General features: G+C 30.5%; 23 protein-coding genes, 1 riboswitch and 1 other annotated feature. Of the genes, 10 read left to right on the top strand and 13 right to left on the bottom strand.

The features are described from left to right. The first annotated feature begins 20 nt into the window (after positions 1 to 20). Positions 21 to 1028 (top strand): lysostaphin resistance A-like protein, encoded by a 1008-nt coding sequence (locus ACI48Q_RS03265; RefSeq protein WP_474917610.1) that lies wholly within the window; start codon positions 21 to 23, stop codon positions 1026 to 1028. A 173-nt stretch (positions 1029 to 1201) separates the two neighbouring features. Here the strand turns inward: ACI48Q_RS03265 and ribH are convergent, their stop codons facing one another. The 6 genes from ribH to ACI48Q_RS03235 all read right to left on the bottom strand — a co-directional run bounded on the left by ribH (position 1202) and on the right by ACI48Q_RS03235 (position 6831). Then, positions 1202 to 1663: a 6,7-dimethyl-8-ribityllumazine synthase gene (gene ribH, locus ACI48Q_RS03260; RefSeq protein ID WP_474917609.1), complete on the bottom strand. Its 462-nt coding sequence runs from the start codon at positions 1661 to 1663 to the stop codon at positions 1202 to 1204. Between the two features lie 27 nt (positions 1664 to 1690). Next, positions 1691 to 2890 (bottom strand): bifunctional 3,4-dihydroxy-2-butanone-4-phosphate synthase/GTP cyclohydrolase II, encoded by a 1200-nt coding sequence (locus ACI48Q_RS03255; protein WP_474917608.1) that lies wholly within the window; start codon positions 2888 to 2890, stop codon positions 1691 to 1693. Between the two features lie 73 nt (positions 2891 to 2963). Continuing rightward, positions 2964 to 3614: a riboflavin synthase gene (locus tag ACI48Q_RS03250; protein WP_474917607.1), complete on the bottom strand. Its 651-nt coding sequence runs from the start codon at positions 3612 to 3614 to the stop codon at positions 2964 to 2966. A gap of 4 nt (positions 3615 to 3618) precedes the next feature. Further along, positions 3619 to 4710, bottom strand: a complete 1092-nt coding sequence (gene ribD, locus ACI48Q_RS03245) for a bifunctional diaminohydroxyphosphoribosylaminopyrimidine deaminase/5-amino-6-(5-phosphoribosylamino)uracil reductase RibD (RefSeq protein ID WP_474917606.1) — start codon at positions 4708 to 4710, stop codon at positions 3619 to 3621. 294 nt (positions 4711 to 5004) lie between these two features. Then, positions 5005 to 5119, bottom strand: a riboswitch (FMN riboswitch). A 97-nt stretch (positions 5120 to 5216) separates the two neighbouring features. Then, positions 5217 to 6137, bottom strand: coding sequence for a helix-turn-helix transcriptional regulator (locus tag ACI48Q_RS03240; RefSeq protein ID WP_474917605.1), 921 nt, complete (start codon positions 6135 to 6137; stop codon positions 5217 to 5219). Further along, positions 6127 to 6831, bottom strand: coding sequence for an NAD(P)H-hydrate epimerase (locus ACI48Q_RS03235; protein ID WP_474917604.1), 705 nt, complete (start codon positions 6829 to 6831; stop codon positions 6127 to 6129). The genes ACI48Q_RS03240 and ACI48Q_RS03235 overlap by 11 nt, the downstream gene beginning before the upstream one ends. Positions 6832 to 7019: 188 nt before the next feature. Then, positions 7020 to 7280 (top strand) — a binding site (T-box leader). A gap of 122 nt (positions 7281 to 7402) precedes the next feature. Here ACI48Q_RS03235 and ACI48Q_RS03230 point away from each other — a divergent pair. From ACI48Q_RS03230 to ACI48Q_RS03215, 4 genes are read left to right on the top strand one after another with little or no spacing between them, the layout of a single operon-like run. Continuing rightward, positions 7403 to 8215: an amino acid ABC transporter substrate-binding protein gene (locus ACI48Q_RS03230; protein WP_474917603.1), complete on the top strand. Its 813-nt coding sequence runs from the start codon at positions 7403 to 7405 to the stop codon at positions 8213 to 8215. A gap of 9 nt (positions 8216 to 8224) precedes the next feature. Continuing rightward, complete coding sequence (locus ACI48Q_RS03225; protein ID WP_474917602.1) at positions 8225 to 8866, top strand: amino acid ABC transporter permease; 642 nt, start codon at positions 8225 to 8227, stop codon at positions 8864 to 8866. A gap of 14 nt (positions 8867 to 8880) precedes the next feature. Then, positions 8881 to 9570, top strand: a complete 690-nt coding sequence (locus ACI48Q_RS03220) for an amino acid ABC transporter ATP-binding protein (protein WP_474917601.1) — start codon at positions 8881 to 8883, stop codon at positions 9568 to 9570. A gap of 47 nt (positions 9571 to 9617) precedes the next feature. Continuing rightward, positions 9618 to 10946, top strand: coding sequence for a Na+/H+ antiporter NhaC family protein (locus ACI48Q_RS03215; RefSeq protein ID WP_474917600.1), 1329 nt, complete (start codon positions 9618 to 9620; stop codon positions 10944 to 10946). A 154-nt stretch (positions 10947 to 11100) separates the two neighbouring features. Here ACI48Q_RS03215 and ACI48Q_RS03210 read toward each other — a convergent pair whose 3' ends face one another. The 5 genes from ACI48Q_RS03210 to ACI48Q_RS03190 form a co-directional block, all read right to left on the bottom strand. Then, complete coding sequence (locus tag ACI48Q_RS03210; RefSeq protein WP_474917599.1) at positions 11101 to 11421, bottom strand: rhodanese-like domain-containing protein; 321 nt, start codon at positions 11419 to 11421, stop codon at positions 11101 to 11103. A 373-nt stretch (positions 11422 to 11794) separates the two neighbouring features. Next, positions 11795 to 13339, bottom strand: coding sequence for a M56 family metallopeptidase (locus ACI48Q_RS03205; RefSeq protein WP_474917598.1), 1545 nt, complete (start codon positions 13337 to 13339; stop codon positions 11795 to 11797). Between the two features lie 4 nt (positions 13340 to 13343). Then, a complete protein-coding gene (locus tag ACI48Q_RS03200) occupies positions 13344 to 13715 on the bottom strand; it encodes a BlaI/MecI/CopY family transcriptional regulator (RefSeq protein ID WP_474917597.1) in 372 nt (123 codons plus the stop codon). Between the two features lie 372 nt (positions 13716 to 14087). Then, the gene (locus ACI48Q_RS03195; RefSeq protein WP_474917596.1) at positions 14088 to 14933 is read right to left on the bottom strand and encodes a DegV family protein; all 846 of its coding nucleotides are present in this window, start codon (positions 14931 to 14933) and stop codon (positions 14088 to 14090) included. Between the two features lie 381 nt (positions 14934 to 15314). After that, entirely contained in the window at positions 15315 to 15443 is a 129-nt protein-coding gene (locus ACI48Q_RS03190; RefSeq protein ID WP_474917595.1) for a hypothetical protein, read from the bottom strand. 329 nt (positions 15444 to 15772) lie between these two features. On the opposite strand from ACI48Q_RS03190, the gene ACI48Q_RS03185 reads away from it, so the two are divergent. The 3 genes from ACI48Q_RS03185 to ACI48Q_RS03175 all read left to right on the top strand — a co-directional run bounded on the left by ACI48Q_RS03185 (position 15773) and on the right by ACI48Q_RS03175 (position 19551). After that, positions 15773 to 16966: a CapA family protein gene (locus ACI48Q_RS03185; protein WP_474917594.1), complete on the top strand. Its 1194-nt coding sequence runs from the start codon at positions 15773 to 15775 to the stop codon at positions 16964 to 16966. A 38-nt stretch (positions 16967 to 17004) separates the two neighbouring features. Continuing rightward, the gene (gene msrA / locus ACI48Q_RS03180) at positions 17005 to 17478 is read left to right on the top strand and encodes a peptide-methionine (S)-S-oxide reductase MsrA (RefSeq protein WP_474917593.1); all 474 of its coding nucleotides are present in this window, start codon (positions 17005 to 17007) and stop codon (positions 17476 to 17478) included. A 348-nt stretch (positions 17479 to 17826) separates the two neighbouring features. Next, entirely contained in the window at positions 17827 to 19551 is a 1725-nt protein-coding gene (locus tag ACI48Q_RS03175) for a carbon starvation CstA family protein (RefSeq protein WP_474917592.1), read from the top strand. Between the two features lie 222 nt (positions 19552 to 19773). On the opposite strand, the gene ACI48Q_RS03170 is transcribed toward ACI48Q_RS03175, so the two are convergent. Next, positions 19774 to 20325 carry a histidine phosphatase family protein gene (locus ACI48Q_RS03170; protein WP_474917591.1) on the bottom strand — a complete coding sequence of 184 codons (552 nt, stop codon included), beginning with the start codon at positions 20323 to 20325 and terminating at the stop codon, positions 19774 to 19776. Between the two features lie 188 nt (positions 20326 to 20513). Then, positions 20514 to 20897 (bottom strand): Rid family detoxifying hydrolase, encoded by a 384-nt coding sequence (locus tag ACI48Q_RS03165; protein ID WP_474917590.1) that lies wholly within the window; start codon positions 20895 to 20897, stop codon positions 20514 to 20516. 379 nt (positions 20898 to 21276) lie between these two features. Here ACI48Q_RS03165 and ACI48Q_RS03160 point away from each other — a divergent pair, with 379 nt between their 5' ends. Beyond that, positions 21277 to 21846, top strand: a complete 570-nt coding sequence (locus tag ACI48Q_RS03160) for a LemA family protein (protein ID WP_474917589.1) — start codon at positions 21277 to 21279, stop codon at positions 21844 to 21846. A 2-nt stretch (positions 21847 to 21848) separates the two neighbouring features. Further along, positions 21849 to 22649 carry a TPM domain-containing protein gene (locus ACI48Q_RS03155; protein WP_474917588.1) on the top strand — a complete coding sequence of 267 codons (801 nt, stop codon included), beginning with the start codon at positions 21849 to 21851 and terminating at the stop codon, positions 22647 to 22649. Positions 22650 to 22752: the final 103 nt, after the last annotated feature.

Genomic DNA, 22752 nt, shown 5'->3' with positions numbered 1-22752 from the left:
ACTATAAGGAGATGATTTTTATGAATAAAAAAAAGGCTTTAAAAGCCAACCTTTTGTTATTATTAGGATTAATACTATTTATTGCTGTCCCAACTTTATTAACTAAATTATGTTATAGTTTAAACATTGTAAATGATAATATGACTTTAATTATTTCAGGAATGTCCAGCATACTGGTTCTTGGTGGAGTGTCATTAATCTATTGCACCCTTACAAAACAGAGCTTTACTAAGGCTATGCATATAAGAAAAATATCAGTAAAACAGATATTTTTATGTGCTGTTATAGGTTTAGGTGCTTATATATGTGCTATTGGAATTAACTTCATAAGCATGTCTCTAATTCCAGTTGTAGTTGAAGATGGAATTGCAATGTCCCAAATACTAAACAGTGGTAGTTTTTTAGTTGGATTAGTTGTTATTGTTCTAATTCCTGCATTTTTTGAAGAAATATTTTTTAGAGGAATTTTTTTAGATGGCTATGATGGCATAAATAAAAGATTAAGATTCTTTTTAGTAACCTTAATTTTTGCAACTTTTCACGGAAATTTAATGCAAATAATCTATGTAATGTTCCTTGGATATGTTTTAGTATATGTAAGAGATTATACTGACTCTCTTCTTGGAGCTATGATTGTCCATGGTGCTAATAACGGAATATCTTTCTGTATTTCAAAATTAGGTGTGTTATTGATGACCTTTATTAATGAAGCTTCAAAAAATGGAGTTCTAGATATCCCTGAAATACCAGATGCCAGTGCTAATACTGGAGTAAGTATAGTTCAAGCTCTTATTGGGGCTCCTATATTTTTCCTAATCGGAGGAACCATACTATTTGTTGCCTTAAAATCATTAAAAAATCATAGAGATAATGATGACTTCCAAGAGGATTATATTATGCAGGAGGGTTATGGTTTAGAGCGCTTCAGTGATCGCTATGAAAAAAAGCCTCGTAAAGCTCACTTTATACCACTAGTTGTATATTTTATTGCTATTATAAGCTTAGTAACCCTTCAATATATTCTTTAGAAGCCTAATCTTATATCTATATATTTACTTTTAAGTAAAAGCTCTGTTTTAATATTTGATGAGAAGCTGCAATATTATTGCTTCTCATCAATAATATCTAAAACAGAGCGTTTTCATTTAAGATTCTAAATATAATAAGTATATTAGTTATTTTTAATGTGTTCTTAAATTCACTACTTAATAGCTTTCAATAAATTTGCCATTTCTATGGCTGTTACTGCAGCATCATATCCTTTATTTCCAGCTTTAGTACCAGCTCTTTCTATAGCTTGCTCTATGGTATCCGTAGTCAGTACTCCAAATATAACAGGTTTTTCGCTTTCTAGAGATACTTGGGCAACTCCTTTCGAAACTTCAGCACAAACATAATCAAAATGAGAAGTTGTCCCTCTTATAACTGTTCCTAAACAAATAACTGCATCATATTTATCTCCCTTGACCATTTTTTTTGCCAATAAAGGAATTTCAAAGGCTCCTGGTACCCAAGCAATATTTATATCCTCCTCTTTAACTCCATGTCTTTTTAGTCCATCTAATGCTCCCGATAACAATCTTCCATTGATAAACTCATTAAATCTCCCCACAACTATTCCTATTTTTAATCCCTCAGCAATTAAATTTCCTTCATAAATCATTTCCTATTCCTCCTATATAAATCTATATTAATAATTTAAAATATGGTTTAACTTTTCTTTTTTAGTTTTTAAGTAGGTCATATTTTTCTCATTATGGTTCATCTGTATTGGTACCCTTTCTACGATTTCAATGCCATAACCACTTAGTCCTGATATTTTTCTTGGATTATTGGTCATAAGCTTCAGTTTCTTAGCTCCTAAATCTAATAATATCTGTGCTCCAATACCATATTCCCTCATATCTGCTGGAAATCCTAACTTTATATTTGCCTCCACAGTATCATAGCCTTCATCTTGAAGAGCATAAGCTTTTAACTTATTAATTAATCCTATTCCTCTTCCTTCTTGTCTCATATATAAAAGTATTCCTCTTTCTTCTTTCTGAATCTTCTTCATAGCTTCCGCATATTGTTCTCCACAATCACATCTTCTAGAACCTAATGCATCTCCTGTCAAACATTCTGAATGAATTCTTACTAACACTGTCTCTCCATCCTGAACATCTCCTTTTACTAATGCCACATGATGTTCCCCATTAAGCTTATTTACATAACCATGTATTTTAAAATCCCCATACCTAGTAGGCATTTGTGTTTCAACTACTTTTTCAATAAGTTTTTCATTGTGTCTTCTATAGTTTATCAAATCTGCTATTGTTATTATTTTAAGATTATGTAATTTTACAAACTCCATTAACTGAGGTGTTCTAGCCATAGTACCATCCTCATTCATAATCTCACAAATAACCCCTGATGGCTTTAATCCAGCTAAGGTTGCTAAATCTGTAGCTGCTTCTGTATGTCCAGCTCTCTTTAAAACTCCCCCCTTTTTAGCTACAAGTGGAAATACATGGCCTGGTCTTCTAAAATCTTCTCCCTTACTACCTTCATCTAAAACCTTCAAAATAGTTTCTGCTCTCTCCACAGCTGAAATTCCTGTAGTAGTCTCTATAGCATCAATAGATACAGTAAAGGCTGTACCATGATTATCTGTATTCTTTTCTACCATTGAAGTTATATTTAACTCCTCAAGCCTTTCCCCATTAATAGGCATACATATAAGTCCACGTCCATATTTAGCCATGAAATTAATACTCTCTGCAGTAACTTTCTCAGCAGCCATTAATAAGTCTCCTTCATTTTCTCTATTGGGATCATCTACTACCACCACCATTTTTCCTTCTCTAATATCTACTATTGCTTCTTCAATAGTATTAAATTTATACATCCCTCTTCCCCCTTAATAAGGTATACTAAAAAGTATACTCATGATCTTTGGTCAATTATTTTATTTCAGATACCTAAAATCCATTTTCTTTTAAAAAGTCCATATCTATTTTAGAACTTTTTTCTCCTTCTTCACTTTTACTTCCCAGCAGCTTTTCTATATATTTCCCTAAAATATCACATTCCAGATTAACTACTTCACCAACAGTTTTGTTTAGCAAAGTGGTTTCTACACCTGTATGCGGTATAATAGAAACCTTAAACACATTGCTATCAATATATGCTATGGTTAAACTAATACCATCAATGGCAATGGACCCCTTTTCTACCATATATCTAAGCAGTCTTTCCTTAGGTTTAATAGTTAACCATACTGCGGTGTCCTCTCTTTTTAAACTTATGATTTCCCCTGTACCATCAATATGCCCTGTAACTATATGCCCTCCTAGTCTCCCATTTAAGCTCAACGCTCTTTCTAAATTAACTTTATCTCCTAGGGATATGTTGGATAAGTCAGTTTTCCTTAAGGTTTCAGCCATTACATCTGCTTGAAAACCATTAGATGTTAACCCTGAAATAGTCAAACATACTCCGTTAGTAGAAATACTGTCTCCTATATGACTTCCTTGTAGTATTTTCTTAGCTTTTATAGTTATTTCAGAAGATTTTTCCCCTCTGTGTATTTGAAGAATCTCCCCTATCTCCTCTATTAATCCAGTAAACATTCTTTTACTCTCCTTTTTCCACATAACCTTCTAAAACAATATCTGTTCCAATAGTTTTCATAGATAATTTATTTATCTTTATAGCATCTTGAATCTTTAAAACTCCTTCACCTTCCAAGGGTGTTTTCCCTTGTCCACCAATCATCTTTGGTGATATATAAACCTTTACCTTGTCCACTATTTTCTCTTTCATAGCAGAATAATTCAGAGTTCCTCCTCCTTCTAATAGAATACTATCCACGCCTAAATCTCCTAACCTATCCATTAGTTTAGTCAAATCCACCTTACCCATTTTCTCTGGTAAAATTAATACTTGTCCATGCTTTTCCTGAATCATTTTTATCTTCTTACTAGGAGCTTTATCTGTAGTTGCTATAATTGTTGATATCTTCTCACAGTTTTCTAGAATCTTTGACTCTAAAGGTATTTTAAGAAAAGTATCCACCACTATTCTTATAGGATTTCTACCTTCTGGAATTCTACAGGTCAATTCAGGATTATCGCTTATAACTGTTCCAATGCCAACCATAATCCCGCTGACTTTATTTCTTAATTTATGCACTTCATTCCTAGCTTCTTCGCAAGTTATCCATTTAGAATCTCCAGATTTACTGGCAATCTTTCCATCTAGGGTCATGGCTGATTTCATTATTACAAAAGGTCTTTTGCAAGTTACATATTTAAAGAAGATCTCATTTGTCTCCTTACACTTTTCCTCTAATGTTGACATTTCAACTTCTATTCCATGTTCAAGCATCTTTTTAATTCCTTTTCCTCTTACCAATGGATTGGGATCTAAACATCCTACAATTACTTTTTTTATTTTTCTTTTTATTATTTCATCTACACAGGGAGGAGTTTTTCCTTGGTGACAGCACGGCTCTAGTGTTACATACAGGGTGGCACCCTCCACATTTTTCTTTGTATTTCTGAAAGCAACCACTTCTGCATGGTCCTCTCCATAAGCTCTATGGAATCCCTTAGCTATAACTTTTCCATTTTTAACAATAACTGCCCCCACCATAGGATTGGGATTAACCTTTCCTTCTCCTTTTAGAGCTAGTTCCAACGCCAATTTCATATATACTTCATCCATAAACATTCCTCCTTAAAATTATTTAAATAAATTAACTTAATTCTCCACTTATTTGGGAGGATAATTGAATTTAAGAACATCTTATAGGCATAAAAAGCCTTGAGAAAATATATCTCAAGGCTTTTTATTATAGATTAAAGTATATAACCTCCATTTTATATAGATAATAATTTAACATAAGCAAATAAGTAACTCATATTATTAGATTATTATAAAAACAAAGCTCTGAAATACATAAATATTTCAGAGCTTATTTACTATACAAATAAAAGTATACAAAATACAATACTTTTCTCATATCTTCTTTCATCCAGACTGTACTGTCGGCTTCGGAGTTACACCGAATCATGCCTTACGGCTCGCGGGCTTTACCGCCGGTAGGGAATCTCACCCTGCCCTGAAGATGTTAATATTAAATTATGACTAGATTATACACGTCTTATTAATTAAATGTCAACGAATTTTTTTAAAATTATAAATATTCCCAAGGATGCCTTAATACATTTCTAATAAATTTCCTCTAAATTTTTAATTCTGTTTTTTAACTCATCTATGATAAATTGTGGTTCTAGTAACTTAACCTTGTGCCCATAAGACAGTATATGAGAATATATCCACTCATCATAAGGAAATGTCGTAGTAACTATATATGTACCATCCTCTTCTTTTAAAATTTCTTCTTCTTGGTAGAAATCAATTAACCGAAAAAACATATCCTTTTGAAATTTCATTTTTAAGGTAACATTGTATGGCTTGTATTCTGGATTATCACCTTTTTTTTCATTAAGCTTAATAAAATCTTCTAATTCTGTTCTCTCGTATATGTCTTCTGTAACTATAACTTCTCTCATCCTGGTGAGTTTAAAAATCCTTATATCCTTCTTTTCACAACAAAAACCTACCATATACCAACTTTGTCCTTTAAACATAACCTTATAAGGTTTTACTAATCTATTGCTTTCACTATTTTTAGAATTAATATATTTAAATTGTAGAATTTTCTCTCTTAATATTGAGGATTTAACCTGTTCAAATCTTTTATCAATGGTTGAATGATTTCCCCATGAAGAAAAATCGACTTCAAGCCAATCTATATTTTTACTATTTCCAAAGATGCTTCCTAGCTTCTCTAAAGTGCTTTGAATCTGAACATCTTTTACTCCACCTAAGGTTTTAAGAGCAAAAATTATATTTTGTTTTTCTCCCTCTGTAAGCATAGCCTTATTTAAGGTATATCCATCTAAAAGGGAGATCCCTCCCCCTTTACCTTTGCTCATATATACAGGAATTCCTGCACTAGATAATTCCTCTATATCCCTATAAATAGTACGCTTAGATACCATAAATCTTTCAGAAAGCTCTTTAGCGGTTATGTTTCCTTTATTAATAAGTATTATGATTATTTCCATCAACCTATTAATCTTCATGTTCTTCATATCCTATAATCTCAATAACTTTCTCTGGTATCCCGATGTCAACTACTTTTATATTTCCCCAATACTCTTTTGTATCATTATTTAAAGAGCCTTTTTTATATAGTTGTAGTGTTATAGTTTCTCTAGCTTTTATAGCAACGCCCATTATTTCTCCATTATCACTATTAATTCCAGAGGGTATATCAATAGAAACTACATATTTTCCACTGTCATTAATTAAAGAAATAATTGTGGAGTAAATCCCTTCTACCCTTCTTGTTATCCCTGTACCAAAAATTCCGTCCACAATGATGTGACTTTTCTCCACAGCATCTTGCAATTTATCAGTTTTATTCTCCTGTACATATTCTATGAAGACTTTATCGTCAACAAGATTTATATTGTTTAGTATGTTTAAGTTTTCTTTAAAATCACTACTTCCCTTTTTTATATTCCCTATAATAAAAATCTTTACTTCATAGCCTCTTAAATATAAAAGTCTTCCCAGAGCTAATCCATCTCCGCCATTATTTCCAACTCCACACACTATGGTTATACTATTCCAATTTACATCTACAAGCCTTTTTTCAACTTCCTCAAAAATCCGAACTGCTGCATGCTCCATTAATAAAACCCCTCTTATTCCTAAGGTTTCAATGCAATATTTATCTATAGCTCTCATAGTCATAGCATCTACTATTTTCATTTTTACACCACCTTATAAAACCATATATCTTAAGTCATATCCTAGTCTATGTATGGAATATGGCTAATACTTTCTTTAATAATATATTATCATATGTTAAGATAAAAATTAGAACCCTCTTTAGAAAAGAGGTAGATTTTAATATTGACATAATTAGAAATATGATATAAAATCATAAAAAATGATATTTTAAAGCATTGATGAGAAATAGTAAAAATATTTTTATCTTTTACAGAGAGTTCCCGTTTGGTGAGAGGGGCATAAGATGGTATTTTGAACACATCTCTGAGCTAGACACCGAACCCTTGTCGGTAGTAGGCTGTTTCGGATTCCCTGCACCCGTTAAAGTGCTAGAGTATAAACGATTTTCGTAGTACTTGAAGAGGTTGATATGGTGACATATCAATAAATAGAGGTGGAACCACGTGAGTAATACTCCCGTCCTCTAGCATTAGCTAGAGGATGGGAGTTTTTGTTTTGTAAATATTCCGGGATTAATATAAACATTCAAAGTCCTTTACTACAGATGGCCAAGTAGTAAAGGATAGAAATTTAAAAGGAGCAATTAAAGATGAAAAATAAATTATATAAAATACTTTTAGTTTCAATAGCTATGATGTCAATAATTCTAGTAGGTTGTAAAAATAGTGAAATTCAAGGAAATGATTTAAAAGAAATCAGTGAAAAAGGTTACTTTGTCTTAGGTTTTGATGATACTTTTGTCCCTATGGGTTTTAAGGATACTAAGGGCGAAATAGTTGGATTTGATATAGATTTAGCCAACGAGGTTTCTACTAGAATGGGCTTAGATATAAAACTTCAACCCATAGATTGGTCTATGAAAGAATCAGAATTAAATTCAGGTAATGTAGATGTACTATGGAATGGCTACTCAATTACTGAGAAAAGGAAGGAAAAGCTAGCTTTTACTAAGCCTTATTTAAAAAATAGCCAAGTAATAATAACTTTAAAGGACAGCTCTATAAATACCAAAAGTGATTTAAAAAACAAAAGACTTGGAGCACAAAATGAGTCCAGCTCTGTGGAAGCCATAAATAAAGAACCTGAATTTGTTGAAGAGCTTAAAAATGGTGAAATTATACTATTTGAAACAAATAACGATGCACTTATGGATTTAGAAGCTGGAAGATTAGATGCAATAGTAGCTGATGAAATTCTAGCAAGATACTACATTGCTAATAGAGGTGAAGAAAATTATACAATTCTTAATGAAGATTTTGGTAAAGAAGAATATGGTGTAGGCGTTAGAAAAAGTAGTAAAGAATTTTTAAATGAACTTAATAAAACTTTAGATGATATAAAGAATGATGGAACTGCTGAAAAGATATCTGAAAAGTGGTTTAAAGAAAATATAATTAATTAGGAGGATATCATGGAGTATATTATAGGATTAATGCCCTCTTTAATGGAGGGCCTAAGGGTAACTTGCAGTGTATTTTTTATAACTCTAATTGTATCTATACCTCTAGGTGTGTTAGTAGCTTTAGGTTCCTTAAGTAAAATTAAAACATTAAATATGTTTGTTAGAGGATACGTCCTTATTATGAGAGGAACTCCCCTACTCCTCCAAATTATTTTTATATTCTTTGGCCTTCCTTTATTAGAAATAACTCTTAATAGAACTGTATCTGTATTAATAGCATTTTCTTTAAATTATGGTGCCTATTTTGGAGAAATATTTAGAGGTGGAATTCAATCTATTGATAAGGGACAGTATGAAGCCTGTGAAGTATTAAACATGTCATATTATGTGATGTTTAATAGAATAATTCTTCCTCAAACAGTAAAGAAGATTCTACCAGCCATATCTAACGAGGTTATAACTTTAGTTAAAGATACTTCCCTTGTTTACGCTGTTGGACTTAATGATATGCTTAGGGTAGCAAAAATAGCCTCTAACAGAGATGTTTCTTTGCTTCCACTGGCTGTTACAGGAGTAATATATCTACTTTTAACCGTAATATTAACCAAAATATTTAATAAACTAGAAGCTAGCTATGCTTATTACAGTTAAGGAGGTAATTCGTCATGCTCATAGCAAATAATATTTGTAAAAGTTTTAATGGAACTAAAGTATTAAATAACATATCTTTTCACTTAAAACATGGAGATATACTTACCATTATAGGAAAATCCGGTACTGGTAAGACTACTCTATTAAGATGTATAAATTTCTTGGAAAAGTGTGATAGCGGTAGTATAAAAATATTAGGAAAATATTTATGTAAAGAGGGTTCTAATGGAAGTATATATGCCTCCAAGAATGAAATTAAATCAATAACACAAAATATTGCCTTTGTGTTTCAAAACTTCAATCTATTCCCTCATTTAAATGTTATAGAGAATGTTATATCAGCACCAATTTATAGTAAAAAATTCAATAAAAAAGAAGCTCTAAAAAATGGTAGGGAAATCTTAAGATCTCTTAATTTAGAATCTAAAGAAAATAATTATCCTTTTCAGCTATCGGGTGGAGAAAAACAAAGGGTAGCTATAGCAAGAGCCTTAGCTCTAAGTCCTAAGATAATTTGCTTTGATGAACCAACCTCCGCTTTAGACCCAGAACTTACTAAAGATGTTGTTAAAATTATAAAAGAGCTTTCACAAAAAGGCATAGGCATTATAACCATAACTCATGATATGGAATTTGCCAATGGACTAGGTGGAGAAATTATGAATCTAGAATATGAAAATTTTATTGAAACCTCACCTCACTGAGGGTAATATTAGAAACGGAATTTATTTTTTAATAGGAGGTACTATATATGGATATAATACTAGGATTAATTTTGGCTGCACTAATATTTATTATTAGTGTTTTTAAAAACATAGATACACTAATTCCATTATTTATTGTGCTATGCACTTTCTTTCTTTTATCTCTAAAAAGAGGTTTAAATTTTAAAACTAGTTTTATAAATGCTTTTGAGAGCGGCAAAAAATCTCTTGGAGTTTTAAAAATATTTGTTCTAATTGGCGCAATAGTATCACTGTGGATGATTTCAGGTACAGTTCCTGCTATAGTTTACTACGGAATTAACATTATACATCCAAGCCTATTTATTATAAGTGCCTTTATACTCTCAGCCCTTATTTCTATGTTAATAGGTACTTCCTTTGGAGCTGTTGGAACTGTTGGTATATCTCTTATAGTTATGGCAAGGGCTGGTGGTGGAAATGTATATGCAGTAGCTGGAGCAATTTTATCTGGAGTTTATTTAGGAGATAGATCTTCACCTATGTCCTCCAGTGCAAATCTAGTGGCATCTATTACAGATACTAAACTCTATAACAACATAAAAAATATGACTAAAACTTCAATAATTCCCATAATATTAACCTGTATAATCTACACCAGTTTATCTCTTATTAATCCAGTAAATTATAGTAATTCAAATATTATAGGGGAGTTAACTACATACTTTAATATTAATATCATTATATTGCTCCCTGCATTTATTATTGTCGTATTATCACTATTTAAGGTTGAAGTTAAAATTTCTATGTTTATAAGTATGGCTGTGGCAGCAGTTATTGCCTTTATTTTTCAAGGACAAACCATCCTGGAAATATTAAAAACTGCTCTTTTGGGATTTAAGCTTCCACCTGATAATTCCCTATTCTCTATTATTAAGGGTGGAGGAATCGTATCTATGATAAAACTTTCTCTTATCGTATTTATGTCCTCAGCTCTTACAGGCATTTTTGAAGGAGCAAATATGTTAGATTTCATTGAGAAATCTTTCAGTAAAATAAAAACTCCCCATATGCTATTTTTCTCGACTATAATTACCAGTATCATAAGTGCTATGGTAGGCTGTACTCAAGTACTTGCAGTTATGCTAACCAACATGACCATGGAGAAGACCTATGAAAGACTTGGTTATGACAAAAGTACTCTTGCAACTCACCTAGAAAATACAGCCATTGTAATTTCTCCATTAATTCCTTGGAACGTAGCTGTACTTGTACCCCTTACTAATCTTGAAGTAAGTTCTAAAGCTATTTTATTCGCCTTTTATCTAATGCTTCTACCTTTAGTAAATTTCATAGCTATATATCTTAACGATTTAAAAAGAATATCTAGGGCTTAATTTAAAACTAGTGTTAATTCTAGAACTGCATGTCATTATTCCCTAAATGTCCAGAAAGCTTTGTATTGAAATAAAAAGCTTAAATATATTCTTAAATAGAAAAATATTTAAGCTTTCTTTATTTACACAAGAAATGTTAAGTATATTAGAACTGTTAGCTCTTTAATTGCCCATTATATTTATAGGTTCCACCTGATACGTTTATCACATGAAAACCTTCAGAACTTAATTTCTTACAAGTTTTACTACTTCTTGATCCTGAATGACAAATTATATAATACTCTTTATCTTTTGTTAAATATTTTTGAGGATTACTTAAAATATCATTCATTGGAATATTTTTTGCATTTGGTAAATGACCATTATTATATTCATAGGTCTCTCTTACATCAATTAGATTTATCTTTCCCGACAAGCCTTCTAAATCATTGACCTTTACTGAATTAACATTGTTTTTACTTAAAAATGAAAACATAATTGTACCTCCCATTAATAATTTATTCTATGGTGTATTCCCTCTACTCCTACTTATTATTTCATTATATTAGTCCTATTATTATTTATATATGTATTTAAAATTATTTTTTTACTTCATAGTTTCAATCAATTATTCCATCTCATATAAATTATTACAACTTCTAAATTGCTTTTATTATATTATAAGTAACTCTCTCCTTCTGTGATATTATCACAGATAAATTTATTTATTATGCTCCTCAAATGTCTGTTGAATTTTATGCTTTATTTGAATAAATAATTATTATAATACCTTAAGAAAAAAAGCTTAAATACCTCTCTAAATAAAGAGCTGTATTTAAGCCTTTTGCTTATTCATAGTTAATCACAGATTAATTAGTTTTTTTATATACATAATATAGAGGTTTTTGTCCTCTAATTGTATAATCTCCACTCTTCCATTCTTGAAACATATAAGTTTCTCCGTCAATCTCTTTTATGGTATAGGCAGATGCTGTAGTATCTCCATGATGAATAATATATCCTTTAGTCCAAGTTAGCCAAGCTACTGGACCTTCTGGTATGTCTGACTCGCCTACCTCAGTAGAAATTGGATGTTTCATCTTCCCATCAGGCAGAACTGTTATACTTTTTAAGTAATCTTCACCTCGCCACCTTTTAATACCTGGAGTAAAATTTTCAATATTTCCAACAAAATCTACAACTTCCCATTTACCTATAAAATCTTCATCATTTATAAAAGGATAGTCTATTTTATCTACTATTCTATTTTCAGTAGATAAAACTTCTTCTTGAACTTTCTGTGGTTCTTGCACTGTCTCGTTAGGGGATTGAGCATTTACTTTTGCATCTGTAAGTAATATAAAACTTGCAGCTATAAGTAATACAATGGCTATAAATGATAGTTGATATGAGCCTTTTTTAAATTTTCTTATCATGTTAATCCTCCTTTTTAATTTTGATTTATTACTTGCAAAACCAGCCGTCGCTGGTACCATGGTCAATTTTGATGATATAGTTGCAAAGCTTATTACGGCTAATCCATATTCATAAACTTCTTCATCATTTATATTAGAAAGCGCTAAGGAATCACAACAAACCTCCCTATCCTCTCTCATTTTATAAAATCCATACCATACTAATGGATTAAACCAATATATAATACAAAGAATCGCTATAATATAATTAACTAAAATATCTTTACGCTTTACATGAGCTAATTCATGTATCAATGCAAAGCGAAGTTCTTTTAACTTTGAACTATTTATTAGATTATGAGGTATTAATATCTTTGGTTTAAAAACTCCCATTATACAAGGGCTTTTAAAATTATTACTTTCTATCAATATAATATTCTTATGAACATTCATTAAAATTTTACACTCTCTAAAAAGCTGTAATACCTCTACTTCTGAAACTCTTGAACATTTTTTAGTGCTTCTAAGGAACTTTATATAGCACATAAAAATAGTTAAAACACCTATGATCATTCCACTAATCCATATTGTTATGAATACCTCTTTCAATGAATACCCTTTAATTTCTTTAGCACTATTAATCATATTAGTGTATCTCTCATTTTGACTAACATTTGTATTCGTAACACTATCTTTTAAAAAATTTTCTCTATTAAAATTAATAAAATTTTCTTTCTCAATATGACTTGTATCAATTGTTGATATATAACTATCTTTTGTCGGCATATAATTAAAAATACTCATATTGCTATCGGGAGTTACTGGAAGTGCCAATCTAAAAATTAATATGAACCAAAATATATACTTCAATTTTGAGCTCATATTTTTTCTGAAGATTAGTCTAACTGCTAAGATAAATATTACTACAACACTTCCCATACAGGACAATCGAAGTACATATGAAAATATATTATTAATAGCTATTAATATACTATCCATTGTCCTACTTCCTCTCTTTGAGCATTCGTCTTAACTCTTCAAGATCTTCTGTTGTCAATTCTTCCTCTTCTATAAAACTTACAATCATATTCTTTAATGAACCTCTATATACCCTATGTAAAAATGATTTACTCTCAATTTTTACACACTCACCTTCACTAATCAAAGCATAGTACTTATATTCCCTTCCATATGGCTCAAAATTTATTATATTTTTTTCTAAAAGTCTTCTAATCAATGTTTTTATTGTTTTTGGTTTCCAATCCTTACTAGCTTCTAAACAATTAATCACATAGCTGGCTGTACAATATGGATTTTCCCAAATTACTTTCATTATTTCCCACTCTGAATCTGAAATTTTAGAGCTATAACTCATATACCCACCTCCTCAACAGATTACAAACGTACTCTTTATTTATAGATTACATTTGTTTTCTTTAATTGTCAATATTTTGTTGTAAATTTATTTAACATTTTACTACTTAAACAATTAATTCATAAAAATTACATTTAGATAAGATCAACTTTTTCATAAAGAAAGCATTTGATAAGAAATTCAAATGCTTTTTTTATATTCATCTATAATATATTTTTGATTTTGCTTTACATAAATCTATTTAAGCTTCTTCAATAAATTAATCTTAGAACTTTTTAGAATTTTCTAGTTTCATACCCTTATACTTCTCTTCCCAAATCTGTTTATTATTTATACATATAAAATAAAAGGATAGCCAAAGGCTATCCTCTCCTACTCTTCTTCTAAAATACACAATCCTAATGATCCTGGCCCTGTATGGACTCCCATAGCTGGCCCTATAGTTTCTAAAGATATTTCTGTTACATTAGGATGATTTTTAATCTTATCATAAAAATCCTGTGCTTCCTCTAAAGCATCTCCACTTAACACCCAAATTCTACACTTTGAATTATCAAGATATTTCATTAAAGTATCTTTAAGCTTTGAAATTGCCTGCTTTCTTCCTCTTGCCTTTGCATATGCATATAATAATCCATGTTCATTAGAGGAAATTATAGGTTTTAAATGCAGAATCTCACCGATTGTTCCTGCTACCCTTCCTATTCTTCCACCTTTTATCATATACTCTAAGCTACTAACAGTAACATATCCATGAACTCTTTTTCTAACTTCTTGTAGTTTTTCTAATATTTCTTCACAGTTCATACCCTTGTCCAACATTTTCACTGCTTCTAATATAATTGCTCCTTGTGGATAACCTAAAGTCTTAGTATCAAATAAGTGAAATTTCAACTCAGGATGGTGCTCCGAAATTACTCTAACACTGTTAAAAGTTCCTGATAGTTCCTTAGACACAGTAATTACAATAACATGAGTATATCCATCCTCTTTAATCTTATTTATTACCTTGTCTGTATATTCTACATCAGGCAAGGATGTGGTTGGAATCTCTCTTGAAATAGATGCATACATCTCCTCAGAAGTTATGGTAATCTTGTCCAAATACTCTTTATCCTTATAAATTAGTCTTATTGGTAATAATCTTATTCCATGTTTTTCTATGGTTTTCTTATCTAAGTCACAACTACTGTCAGCTATTAATGCTATCTTTTGCAAAAGCAATTCCTCCTCGATATATTTATTAAATCTATCAATGAATTATTTTTTATACATCTTATATAGTTATATAAATATATCATAATATGACGACTATAACAATTAAAATATCGCAGGATATCTATACATTTCTATGTGTTATTGTAATATATTATATAAACAACGCACTTTATATTGATTATTGTAAAAAAATATACACAATTTATTATTTTTATTCAATATAAATTTAATCTAAATATAATATATTAAATTATATATTTTAAAATTTTTATCTTGCATAGATATCCTAGTTCAATATTAATCTGTAAATTTAAAATACACTTTTAAAAATAGCCCTTATAAATTTAGGCACATATAATTCTAGTTTAAAATCTAGGTGCTTTAGCTCTCACTTGGAGATTTTATTCCAGCCTTAGAAGATATATGACCCTTAGTATTTCCTGTTTTGGCATTACTTGCAGTATGCACATGATTTTTGTTTTCTTTGACATTTTTATTTGCTTTTTTCATGGCTAATAGCTCCTTTGTATATTATATTTGTTTATTATTATTTGCATAAAAATCTAATTAATACATGTGATCTTCTTAATATTAAGTTAGCTAAAAGTTATAGATTACGTCTGGTTAGATACAAAAATTTTCTTAGCATTATTGTCTTAAGCTGATCCATATCATTGATTTACTGCATTTTACGAAAAGTTTTATATAATTATATTATAAAAAGGAAATAACTATAATAAAATCTCCCTCCCAATTTACAATTTCTATTGTAATACTAATATTTTTCCTTTATATTGAATTTATAACCTAAATATTTATCAAATAAAGGGGGTTTTTCATTGGATAACCATAATAGAAGAAAGAATCGAAGGAAGATTTCTCGAAATAAAAAATACATAGTTATAGTAGAATTTTTTATTTGTACCCTAATTTTAATAGGACTTGGGATAACTTCTTTCTATTTAATAAATAATAAATCTCAAAGTGAGGCTTTATCTATTGCTGACAACTCTGTCTCTTCTCCTGATTCAACTCCTCCTATTGAGCCTACTACACCTGTAGAGCCAATTAAAGTGAAAAAAGAAATTTTAATCAGTGCTGCTGGAGATTGTATTCTAGGCAGAGACTCTAAACTAGATTATGATAGTAGTCTTCCTGCTATGTGGATTAACCAAGAAAAAGATTATTCTTATTTTTTTAACAATGTGAAAGATATCTTTGCTGGAGATGATTATTCCATTGTGAATCTTGAAAATCCACTGACAGATGCGGAAGTAAAAGCTGATAAGGGGGACGGCTTAGTATTTCATTTTAAAGGACCTAAAGATTTTGTTAATATTCTTACCTCCTCTAGTGTAGAAGGAGTGACTACTGCTAATAATCATACCTATGATTATGGTGAAAAAGGGTTTAATGATACTATTGAAACTCTAAAAAATGCTAATGTAGATTTTTGTGGTAATGGTTATACTATATTAAAAGATATTAAAGGAATAAAAATTGGATTTTTAGGATATACAGGTTGGACTAATAGTCAAAAAATTAAAGATAACATTAGAACTGATATTGAAAATTTAAGGTCACAGGGAGCTAAAATTATAATCCCATATTTTCATTGGGGAATAGAACGTCAATATAACCCTTACGATGTACAAATAGATTTAGCTCACTTTGCTATAGATAACGGGGCTGACTTAGTTCTCGGGTCTCATCCTCATGTAATTCAAAGCTTAGAAAATTACAAAGGAAAACTCATAGCATATTCCTTTGGTAACTTTAGCTTTGGTGGAAATTCTAACCCTAAGGATAAGAGAACTTTTATACTTCAAGCAAAGTTTAATTTTGTAGATGATATATTTGAAAATTATGAGGTCAAGATAATTCCAACTTCTATATCCTCTGTGGATTATAAAAATGACTATAGACCAACGCCTATGAATGGAGATGATAAAAATAATTTACTAAAAACTTTAAATGAACTATCTCCTACTCTAAATAATAAAATTGTAGACGAATTCTTTTTGCTTGATTAGTTTTGTAATAAAGACTTTAAATAAAGGAGTGGATATTATTGAAAAAGATTGTTTTGGCTGGTGGATGTTTTTGGGGCGTTGAAGAATTTCTTTCTAGAATCCATGGAGTTGTGGAAACAGAAGTTGGTTATGCCAATGGAAGAACTGAAAATCCTACTTATGAGGATGTTTGTTATAAAAACACATACTTTGCAGAAGTATGTTATGTAACCTATGATGAAAAAATAATTTCCTTAAATGAACTTTTAGATAAATACTGGTCAATTATAGATCCCACAGCTTTAAATAGACAAGGTCCTGATGTTGGTAGCCAATATAGAACAGGAATTTACTATATTAATGAAGAAGATGAGTATACAATTCTAGAAAGTAAAGAATCTGTGCAAAATCAATATAGCAAGAAAGTAGTTACAGAAGTTATTCCTCTAGAAAACTACTATAAAGCTGAGGAATATCATCAGAAATATCTTAAGAAAAATCCTAATGGCTATTGTCATATAAAATTAGATTGAAAATGGTTAAAATATGTTTTAAATACTATTCAACTAAGTTTCATATTATATATAAGTTGTAATTAATATTCTACATTATAGAAAGTTACGTTTTGAAATTAAATTCATTAGGACTTCATATTATCACTGTAAATGGTATTAACGGTAATAATATGAAGTCCTAATTCATTTTTTGTAATACACTTAATTAATATGAAATCACATTATTGCAATCTATATATACAAAAAGATTCATAGATAATTGAATATGAATTTCATGAATCTTTTATTAAATAGTCTGTGTTAACATATGGAAAATATTAACTTTTTATGGTAATATATAAGAGAATATATAGGGAGGTTTATACTATGAATGTTTTGTATGTAGTAATTGGTGCTGGTCTATTATTATTGATAGCCTATTTATCCTACGGAAAATTCCTTGCAAAAAAAGTTTTTCACCTCGATGACTCAATAGTTACCCCCGCAGTAGAACTAAACGATGGACAAGATTTTGTTCCGGCTAAAAAAGGTATGCTTCTAGGACAACACTTCTCTGCAATAGCAGCAGCAGGTCCAATTAATGGACCTATTCTAGCAGGCGTATTGTTCGGATGGGTACCTGCACTTTTCTGGATTATTCTAGGTTCTATATTCATTGGTGGAGTACATGATATGGGTTCACTAGTTGCATCTATAAGACACAAAGCAAAATCAATAACGGAAGTTATAAAACAGAATGTATCTATAAGAGCTTGGATACTTTTTATGGTCTTTATTTGGATTACGCTTGTTTATATAATTGTTGCATTTACTGATATTACGGCAAGCTCCTTTGTTGGCACAGTAACTCTTGAATCAGGTGATACTGTAAGTGGAGGCGCTATTGCTAGCTCATCTATTATGTATCTACTGTTACCTATAATTATGGGAATTTTAATTAAATATTTTAAATTAAAAGAAGGTCTTGCGGTAGCCATATTTTTACCCTTAGTTGGAATTGCTATATGGGCAGGAAATTTTTTACCAGTTAATTTGCCAATAACAGATGTAGTACTTGGACAAAAGGTTTGGGGAGTACTTATATTAGGATATTGTCTAGTTGCATCTATGTTACCAATGTGGTTATTATTACAACCCCGTGGAGCTTTAGGCGGATACTTTTTATATGCAGCTTTAATTGCAGCAGCAATTGGAGTAATTTTTGGAGGATACACAATTCAATATCCTGCCTTTACAAAATTGGCAACAGACGGAACTATGGGACCTGGTTTCTGGACCCCGATGTTTCCAGTATTGTTTATCACCATAGCCTGTGGTGCTTGTTCCGGATTCCATGCCCTGGTTTCATCAGGAACTACTAGTAAACAATTGACAAAAGAGACAGATGCTAAACCTATAGGTTATGGAACTATGTTACTTGAGGGAATGGTTGCTATAGTCTCCCTATCATGTGTAATGATACTTGCAAAGGACAACCCAATGGTTACAAAGGCACCTAATTTTATCTATGCTTCAGGTATAGGTAGTTTTCTAGAACTTATTGGTATTCCAGGGGTATATGGAATCACTTTTGGACTTATGGCTTTTACCACCTTTGTATATGATACATTAGATGTTTGTACCCGCTTAGGACGTTATATCATAGAAGAACTTACTGGTTGGAAAGATTTTAGAGGAAAATTTATCGGAACATTACTTACAGCAGGAGTTCCTGTATTCTTTATATTCCAAACCATGACAGATGCTAAAGGTAATCCATTACCTGCTTGGAAAATATTCTGGAATACTTTCGGAGCTTCAAACCAACTATTAGCATCTCTTGCGCTAATTGGTATCTCTGTGTGGTTATATAATTCACGTAAAAATTCTAAAGTTTGGCTAGTGTCTTTAATACCATCTGTATTTATGTTTATAATGTCAATCTGGTCACTGGTACTGGCAATTATTGATGGATGGATAAAAGGAATAGGACACGTAGCCATTCCATGGATTTCTATGATATTAATAATTCTTTCAATGTTAGTTGTTGCTGAAACTATATATGCGCTTTCTCTTAAAAAGAGAACTACGAAAAAATCTTTAGTTCAATAATCTATTAAATGAATTTCAGTTTGAAAGAAGTTTCTATTCAATCTAAAGATTAAATGTTTAAGTCCTCTTATTAAGCATAAAATTTAAAAGCTTAAATGATTATTTAAATAAAGATTTCATTTAAGCTTTTTATTCTATGAATATGCCTAATGGTAATTTAGAAAATTCTCTCATATGGACTATATAGACTTTAGCTATAACTAGAAACTTCACCCGTGTAGACTACTTCCATATTCTTTTAATCTCTTTAATATTATTTATGTTATCATTTTCAAACCTTAATAAATACACATCAGGGTTGCTTAAATTTTTCCAAAATTCAAAACCTGAAACTTTATCAAAATACCTCATAATTAATGAGAAAAGTTCACCATGGGTAACTACTGCTATATTCTCTTCTTCTCTTTGTAAAAGTTCACTTAAAGCTCCTATAGCTCTTTTTGTAGCTTGATTTGAAGATTCTCCTCCATGAAAAGCTATATCCATATCCTCATAAGCGGCTAATAAATATGGTGTATAATCCTCAACTACATGGGGAATTAATAGCTTTTCTCTCACCCTATCATCAGTATTTATCCTTATATTTAGATGCTCACTTAAAGGTGTTATAGTTTTTACTGCTCTCACATAAGGACTAGATAATATGTACTCAATATTATAGTTTAATAAAAAATCTCTAAGTTCTATTGCTTGCTTTAGTCCAACTTCAGTAAGTTCTGCTTCTGCAGGTTGACCATAAGCTTTACAATGCCTTATCAGATAAATATTTTTCATTTTGCCACATCCTAACTGTCATCTATTTTATAATAATCTATTATACATCAATATTTATTTTATTTACATAATTTAAAGTTAAAAGCTTAAATACCCTAAATAAAAAGTAGTATTTAAGCTTTATGCATTGCTACTTATCTACATTATTGATACGTTAAGCTTCCTATTCTGGCCTATTATGCACTTAACTAAGTTCTACGTCTTGCTATCATATCAATTTCAATCCTTGCACCAAGAGGTAAGGATGCTACGCCTATAGTTGTTCTAGCCGGATATGGTGTAGTAAATTGTTTTGAATACACTGAATTCATATTGGCAAAATCATTCATATCAGTCAAAAAAACATTAACCTTCTCAACATTAACTTCTGTTAATCCTGAAACCTCTAGCACATTAAATAAATTTTTAAAACATTGTTCGGTTTGTGCTATAATATCTCCCTCTACAAGTTTTCCTGTGTTTGAGTCTATAGGAGTTTGTCCTGAAAAATAAATTAATTCCCCTGATTCTATTGCATGAGAATAAGGACCTACTGATACTGCCCCTTCAGAGCTAAAAGCCACTCTTGTCACTCTAACCTACCTACCTTTCTTTAGACTTTAAAAGATGTTCTAAGAATCTAATCATAAATTTTACCCTGGATTTTTTAGCCATTTTGCAAATCTTTTATTTATATTAATTTTACCATATTCACTAAAATTATACTTTAGCTTTATAATAGTTTTCTTTAAATTTATAAAGCACTAAAATTCTCTCTCTTGAAAAATATTAATAAATTATAAATAATCACATACTCTTTATATTACTTTAATTTATTAGATAATTAAATTTATAAATGCTGATATATCAATGTATAAAATATCCAACACATTTATATACTAGAACTATATATTACTTTAAGAGTAAAAATTTAAATAAGTGATTTAATTATCTGAAAGGGGATATTAAAATATGAAAAATAAATTTACACCTCTAATAGTCGTAATTGTTATTCTTATACTTTTAGCTATGCCTTTAATCGGAACCTACAATAGTTTGGTTTCCCTAGAGCAAAATGTAAATAACTCAGAATCAAACATTGAAACTCAACTTCAAAGAAGGTCTGATTTAATTCCTAATCTTGTTAATACCGTTAAAGGATATGCTACTCAAGAAAAGGATATCTTTACGCAAATAGCAGATGCAAGATCAAAGCTTGCTGGTGCTCAAAATGTTACCGACCGTGCTAATGCCGATGCCCAACTTTCAGGTGCACTTTCAAGGTTACTAGTAGTTGTTGAAAATTATCCTGATTTAAAGTCAAACCAAAACTTTAGAGATCTAACAGTAGAATTAGAAGGTACCGAAAATCGAATTGCAGTAGCAAGGCAAGATTATAATAAAGCAGTTACACAATATAATACAAAGAGAAGAAAATTTCCTAATAATATAGTATCTTCCTTGTTTGCCTTTGAAGAAAAAGCACTTTACAAGGCAAGTGAAGGTGCCCAAGAAGTACCAAAAGTAGATTTTTCTAAATAAGAATGAATATTAAAAATAGATATCTAAGGATATTTATCTCTTCTCTTATATTGTTATTATGTTTTTTTTCTTTTACTGTTAACGGTGCTAATAAATATCCATCTCCAACTAACTATAAATACATAAATGATTATGTTGGAATTGTAAATGAAACAGAAATTAAAGGAATTGTTTCCATAGGAAAAGAGCTTGAAGATAAAACTGGTGCACAAGCCGTAACCGTTATAATTGACTCTACTGAAGGTGTACCTATTGAAGAATATGCTTTAAATTTCTTTAGAACCTGGGGCATTGGTCAAAAGGATAAAGATAATGGGCTCTTGATTCTTTTAGCAATAAATGATAGAGAATGGAGAGTTGAAGTAGGTAGAGGCCTTGAAGGCGCTGTCCCCGATGTACTCACCAGTAGAATTATGGATACCATTGCAAAACCTAACTTTAAAGAAGGTAACTATGGAAATGGACTTTTACAGAGCTATAGTACCATTTGTGATTTTATAGCTGAAGAATACGGAGTTACCTTGAGTAAATCTTTAAACATACCACTTCCTGCAGATAACTATTCTAAGGTGAATATGGGCAGAACTAGTAGTACCTTTGCTATAATCTTCGGAATATTATTCTTAATAGATCTATTTTTTAATAGAGGAAGATTCTTTTCTACTATATTGAAAATCCTATTTTGGAGTAGCATTACTGGTAGAAGAGGTGGTCCAGGTGGTGGTGGTTCCGGATCTGGCGGCGGTTTTGGTGGCTTTGGTGGAGGATCCTCTGGTGGTGGTGGTTCTTCTGGAAAATGGTAAACTTTCATCTTATAAATTTGTATAAGATAATTTCACTTTTTTTATTAAAATAAAAAGGCTTTGTTTTAAATGATTGTTGATTTTAGAACTATATATTATTGCG

The organism is Clostridium sp. LXY-7 (assembly GCF_056172015.1).
This window is presented reverse-complemented; position numbering and strand designations above follow the sequence as displayed.

Coding starts and splice junctions, on each gene's coding strand:
- ACI48Q_RS03265 (WP_474917610.1), top strand. CDS start 21: ATGAATAAAAAAAAGGCTTTAAAAGCCAACCTTTTGTTATTATTAGGA.
- ribH (WP_474917609.1), bottom strand. CDS start 1,663: ATGATTTATGAAGGAAATTTAATTGCTGAGGGATTAAAAATAGGAATA.
- ACI48Q_RS03255 (WP_474917608.1), bottom strand. CDS start 2,890: ATGTATAAATTTAATACTATTGAAGAAGCAATAGTAGATATTAGAGAA.
- ACI48Q_RS03250 (WP_474917607.1), bottom strand. CDS start 3,614: ATGTTTACTGGATTAATAGAGGAGATAGGGGAGATTCTTCAAATACAC.
- ribD (WP_474917606.1), bottom strand. CDS start 4,710: ATGGATGAAGTATATATGAAATTGGCGTTGGAACTAGCTCTAAAAGGA.
- ACI48Q_RS03240 (WP_474917605.1), bottom strand. CDS start 6,137: ATGAAGATTAATAGGTTGATGGAAATAATCATAATACTTATTAATAAA.
- ACI48Q_RS03235 (WP_474917604.1), bottom strand. CDS start 6,831: ATGAAAATAGTAGATGCTATGACTATGAGAGCTATAGATAAATATTGC.
- ACI48Q_RS03230 (WP_474917603.1), top strand. CDS start 7,403: ATGAAAAATAAATTATATAAAATACTTTTAGTTTCAATAGCTATGATG.
- ACI48Q_RS03225 (WP_474917602.1), top strand. CDS start 8,225: ATGGAGTATATTATAGGATTAATGCCCTCTTTAATGGAGGGCCTAAGG.
- ACI48Q_RS03220 (WP_474917601.1), top strand. CDS start 8,881: ATGCTCATAGCAAATAATATTTGTAAAAGTTTTAATGGAACTAAAGTA.
- ACI48Q_RS03215 (WP_474917600.1), top strand. CDS start 9,618: ATGGATATAATACTAGGATTAATTTTGGCTGCACTAATATTTATTATT.
- ACI48Q_RS03210 (WP_474917599.1), bottom strand. CDS start 11,421: ATGTTTTCATTTTTAAGTAAAAACAATGTTAATTCAGTAAAGGTCAAT.
- ACI48Q_RS03205 (WP_474917598.1), bottom strand. CDS start 13,339: ATGGATAGTATATTAATAGCTATTAATAATATATTTTCATATGTACTT.
- ACI48Q_RS03200 (WP_474917597.1), bottom strand. CDS start 13,715: ATGAGTTATAGCTCTAAAATTTCAGATTCAGAGTGGGAAATAATGAAA.
- ACI48Q_RS03190 (WP_474917595.1), bottom strand. CDS start 15,443: ATGAAAAAAGCAAATAAAAATGTCAAAGAAAACAAAAATCATGTGCAT.
- ACI48Q_RS03175 (WP_474917592.1), top strand. CDS start 17,827: ATGAATGTTTTGTATGTAGTAATTGGTGCTGGTCTATTATTATTGATA.
- ACI48Q_RS03170 (WP_474917591.1), bottom strand. CDS start 20,325: ATGAAAAATATTTATCTGATAAGGCATTGTAAAGCTTATGGTCAACCT.
- ACI48Q_RS03160 (WP_474917589.1), top strand. CDS start 21,277: ATGAAAAATAAATTTACACCTCTAATAGTCGTAATTGTTATTCTTATA.
- ACI48Q_RS03155 (WP_474917588.1), top strand. CDS start 21,849: ATGAATATTAAAAATAGATATCTAAGGATATTTATCTCTTCTCTTATA.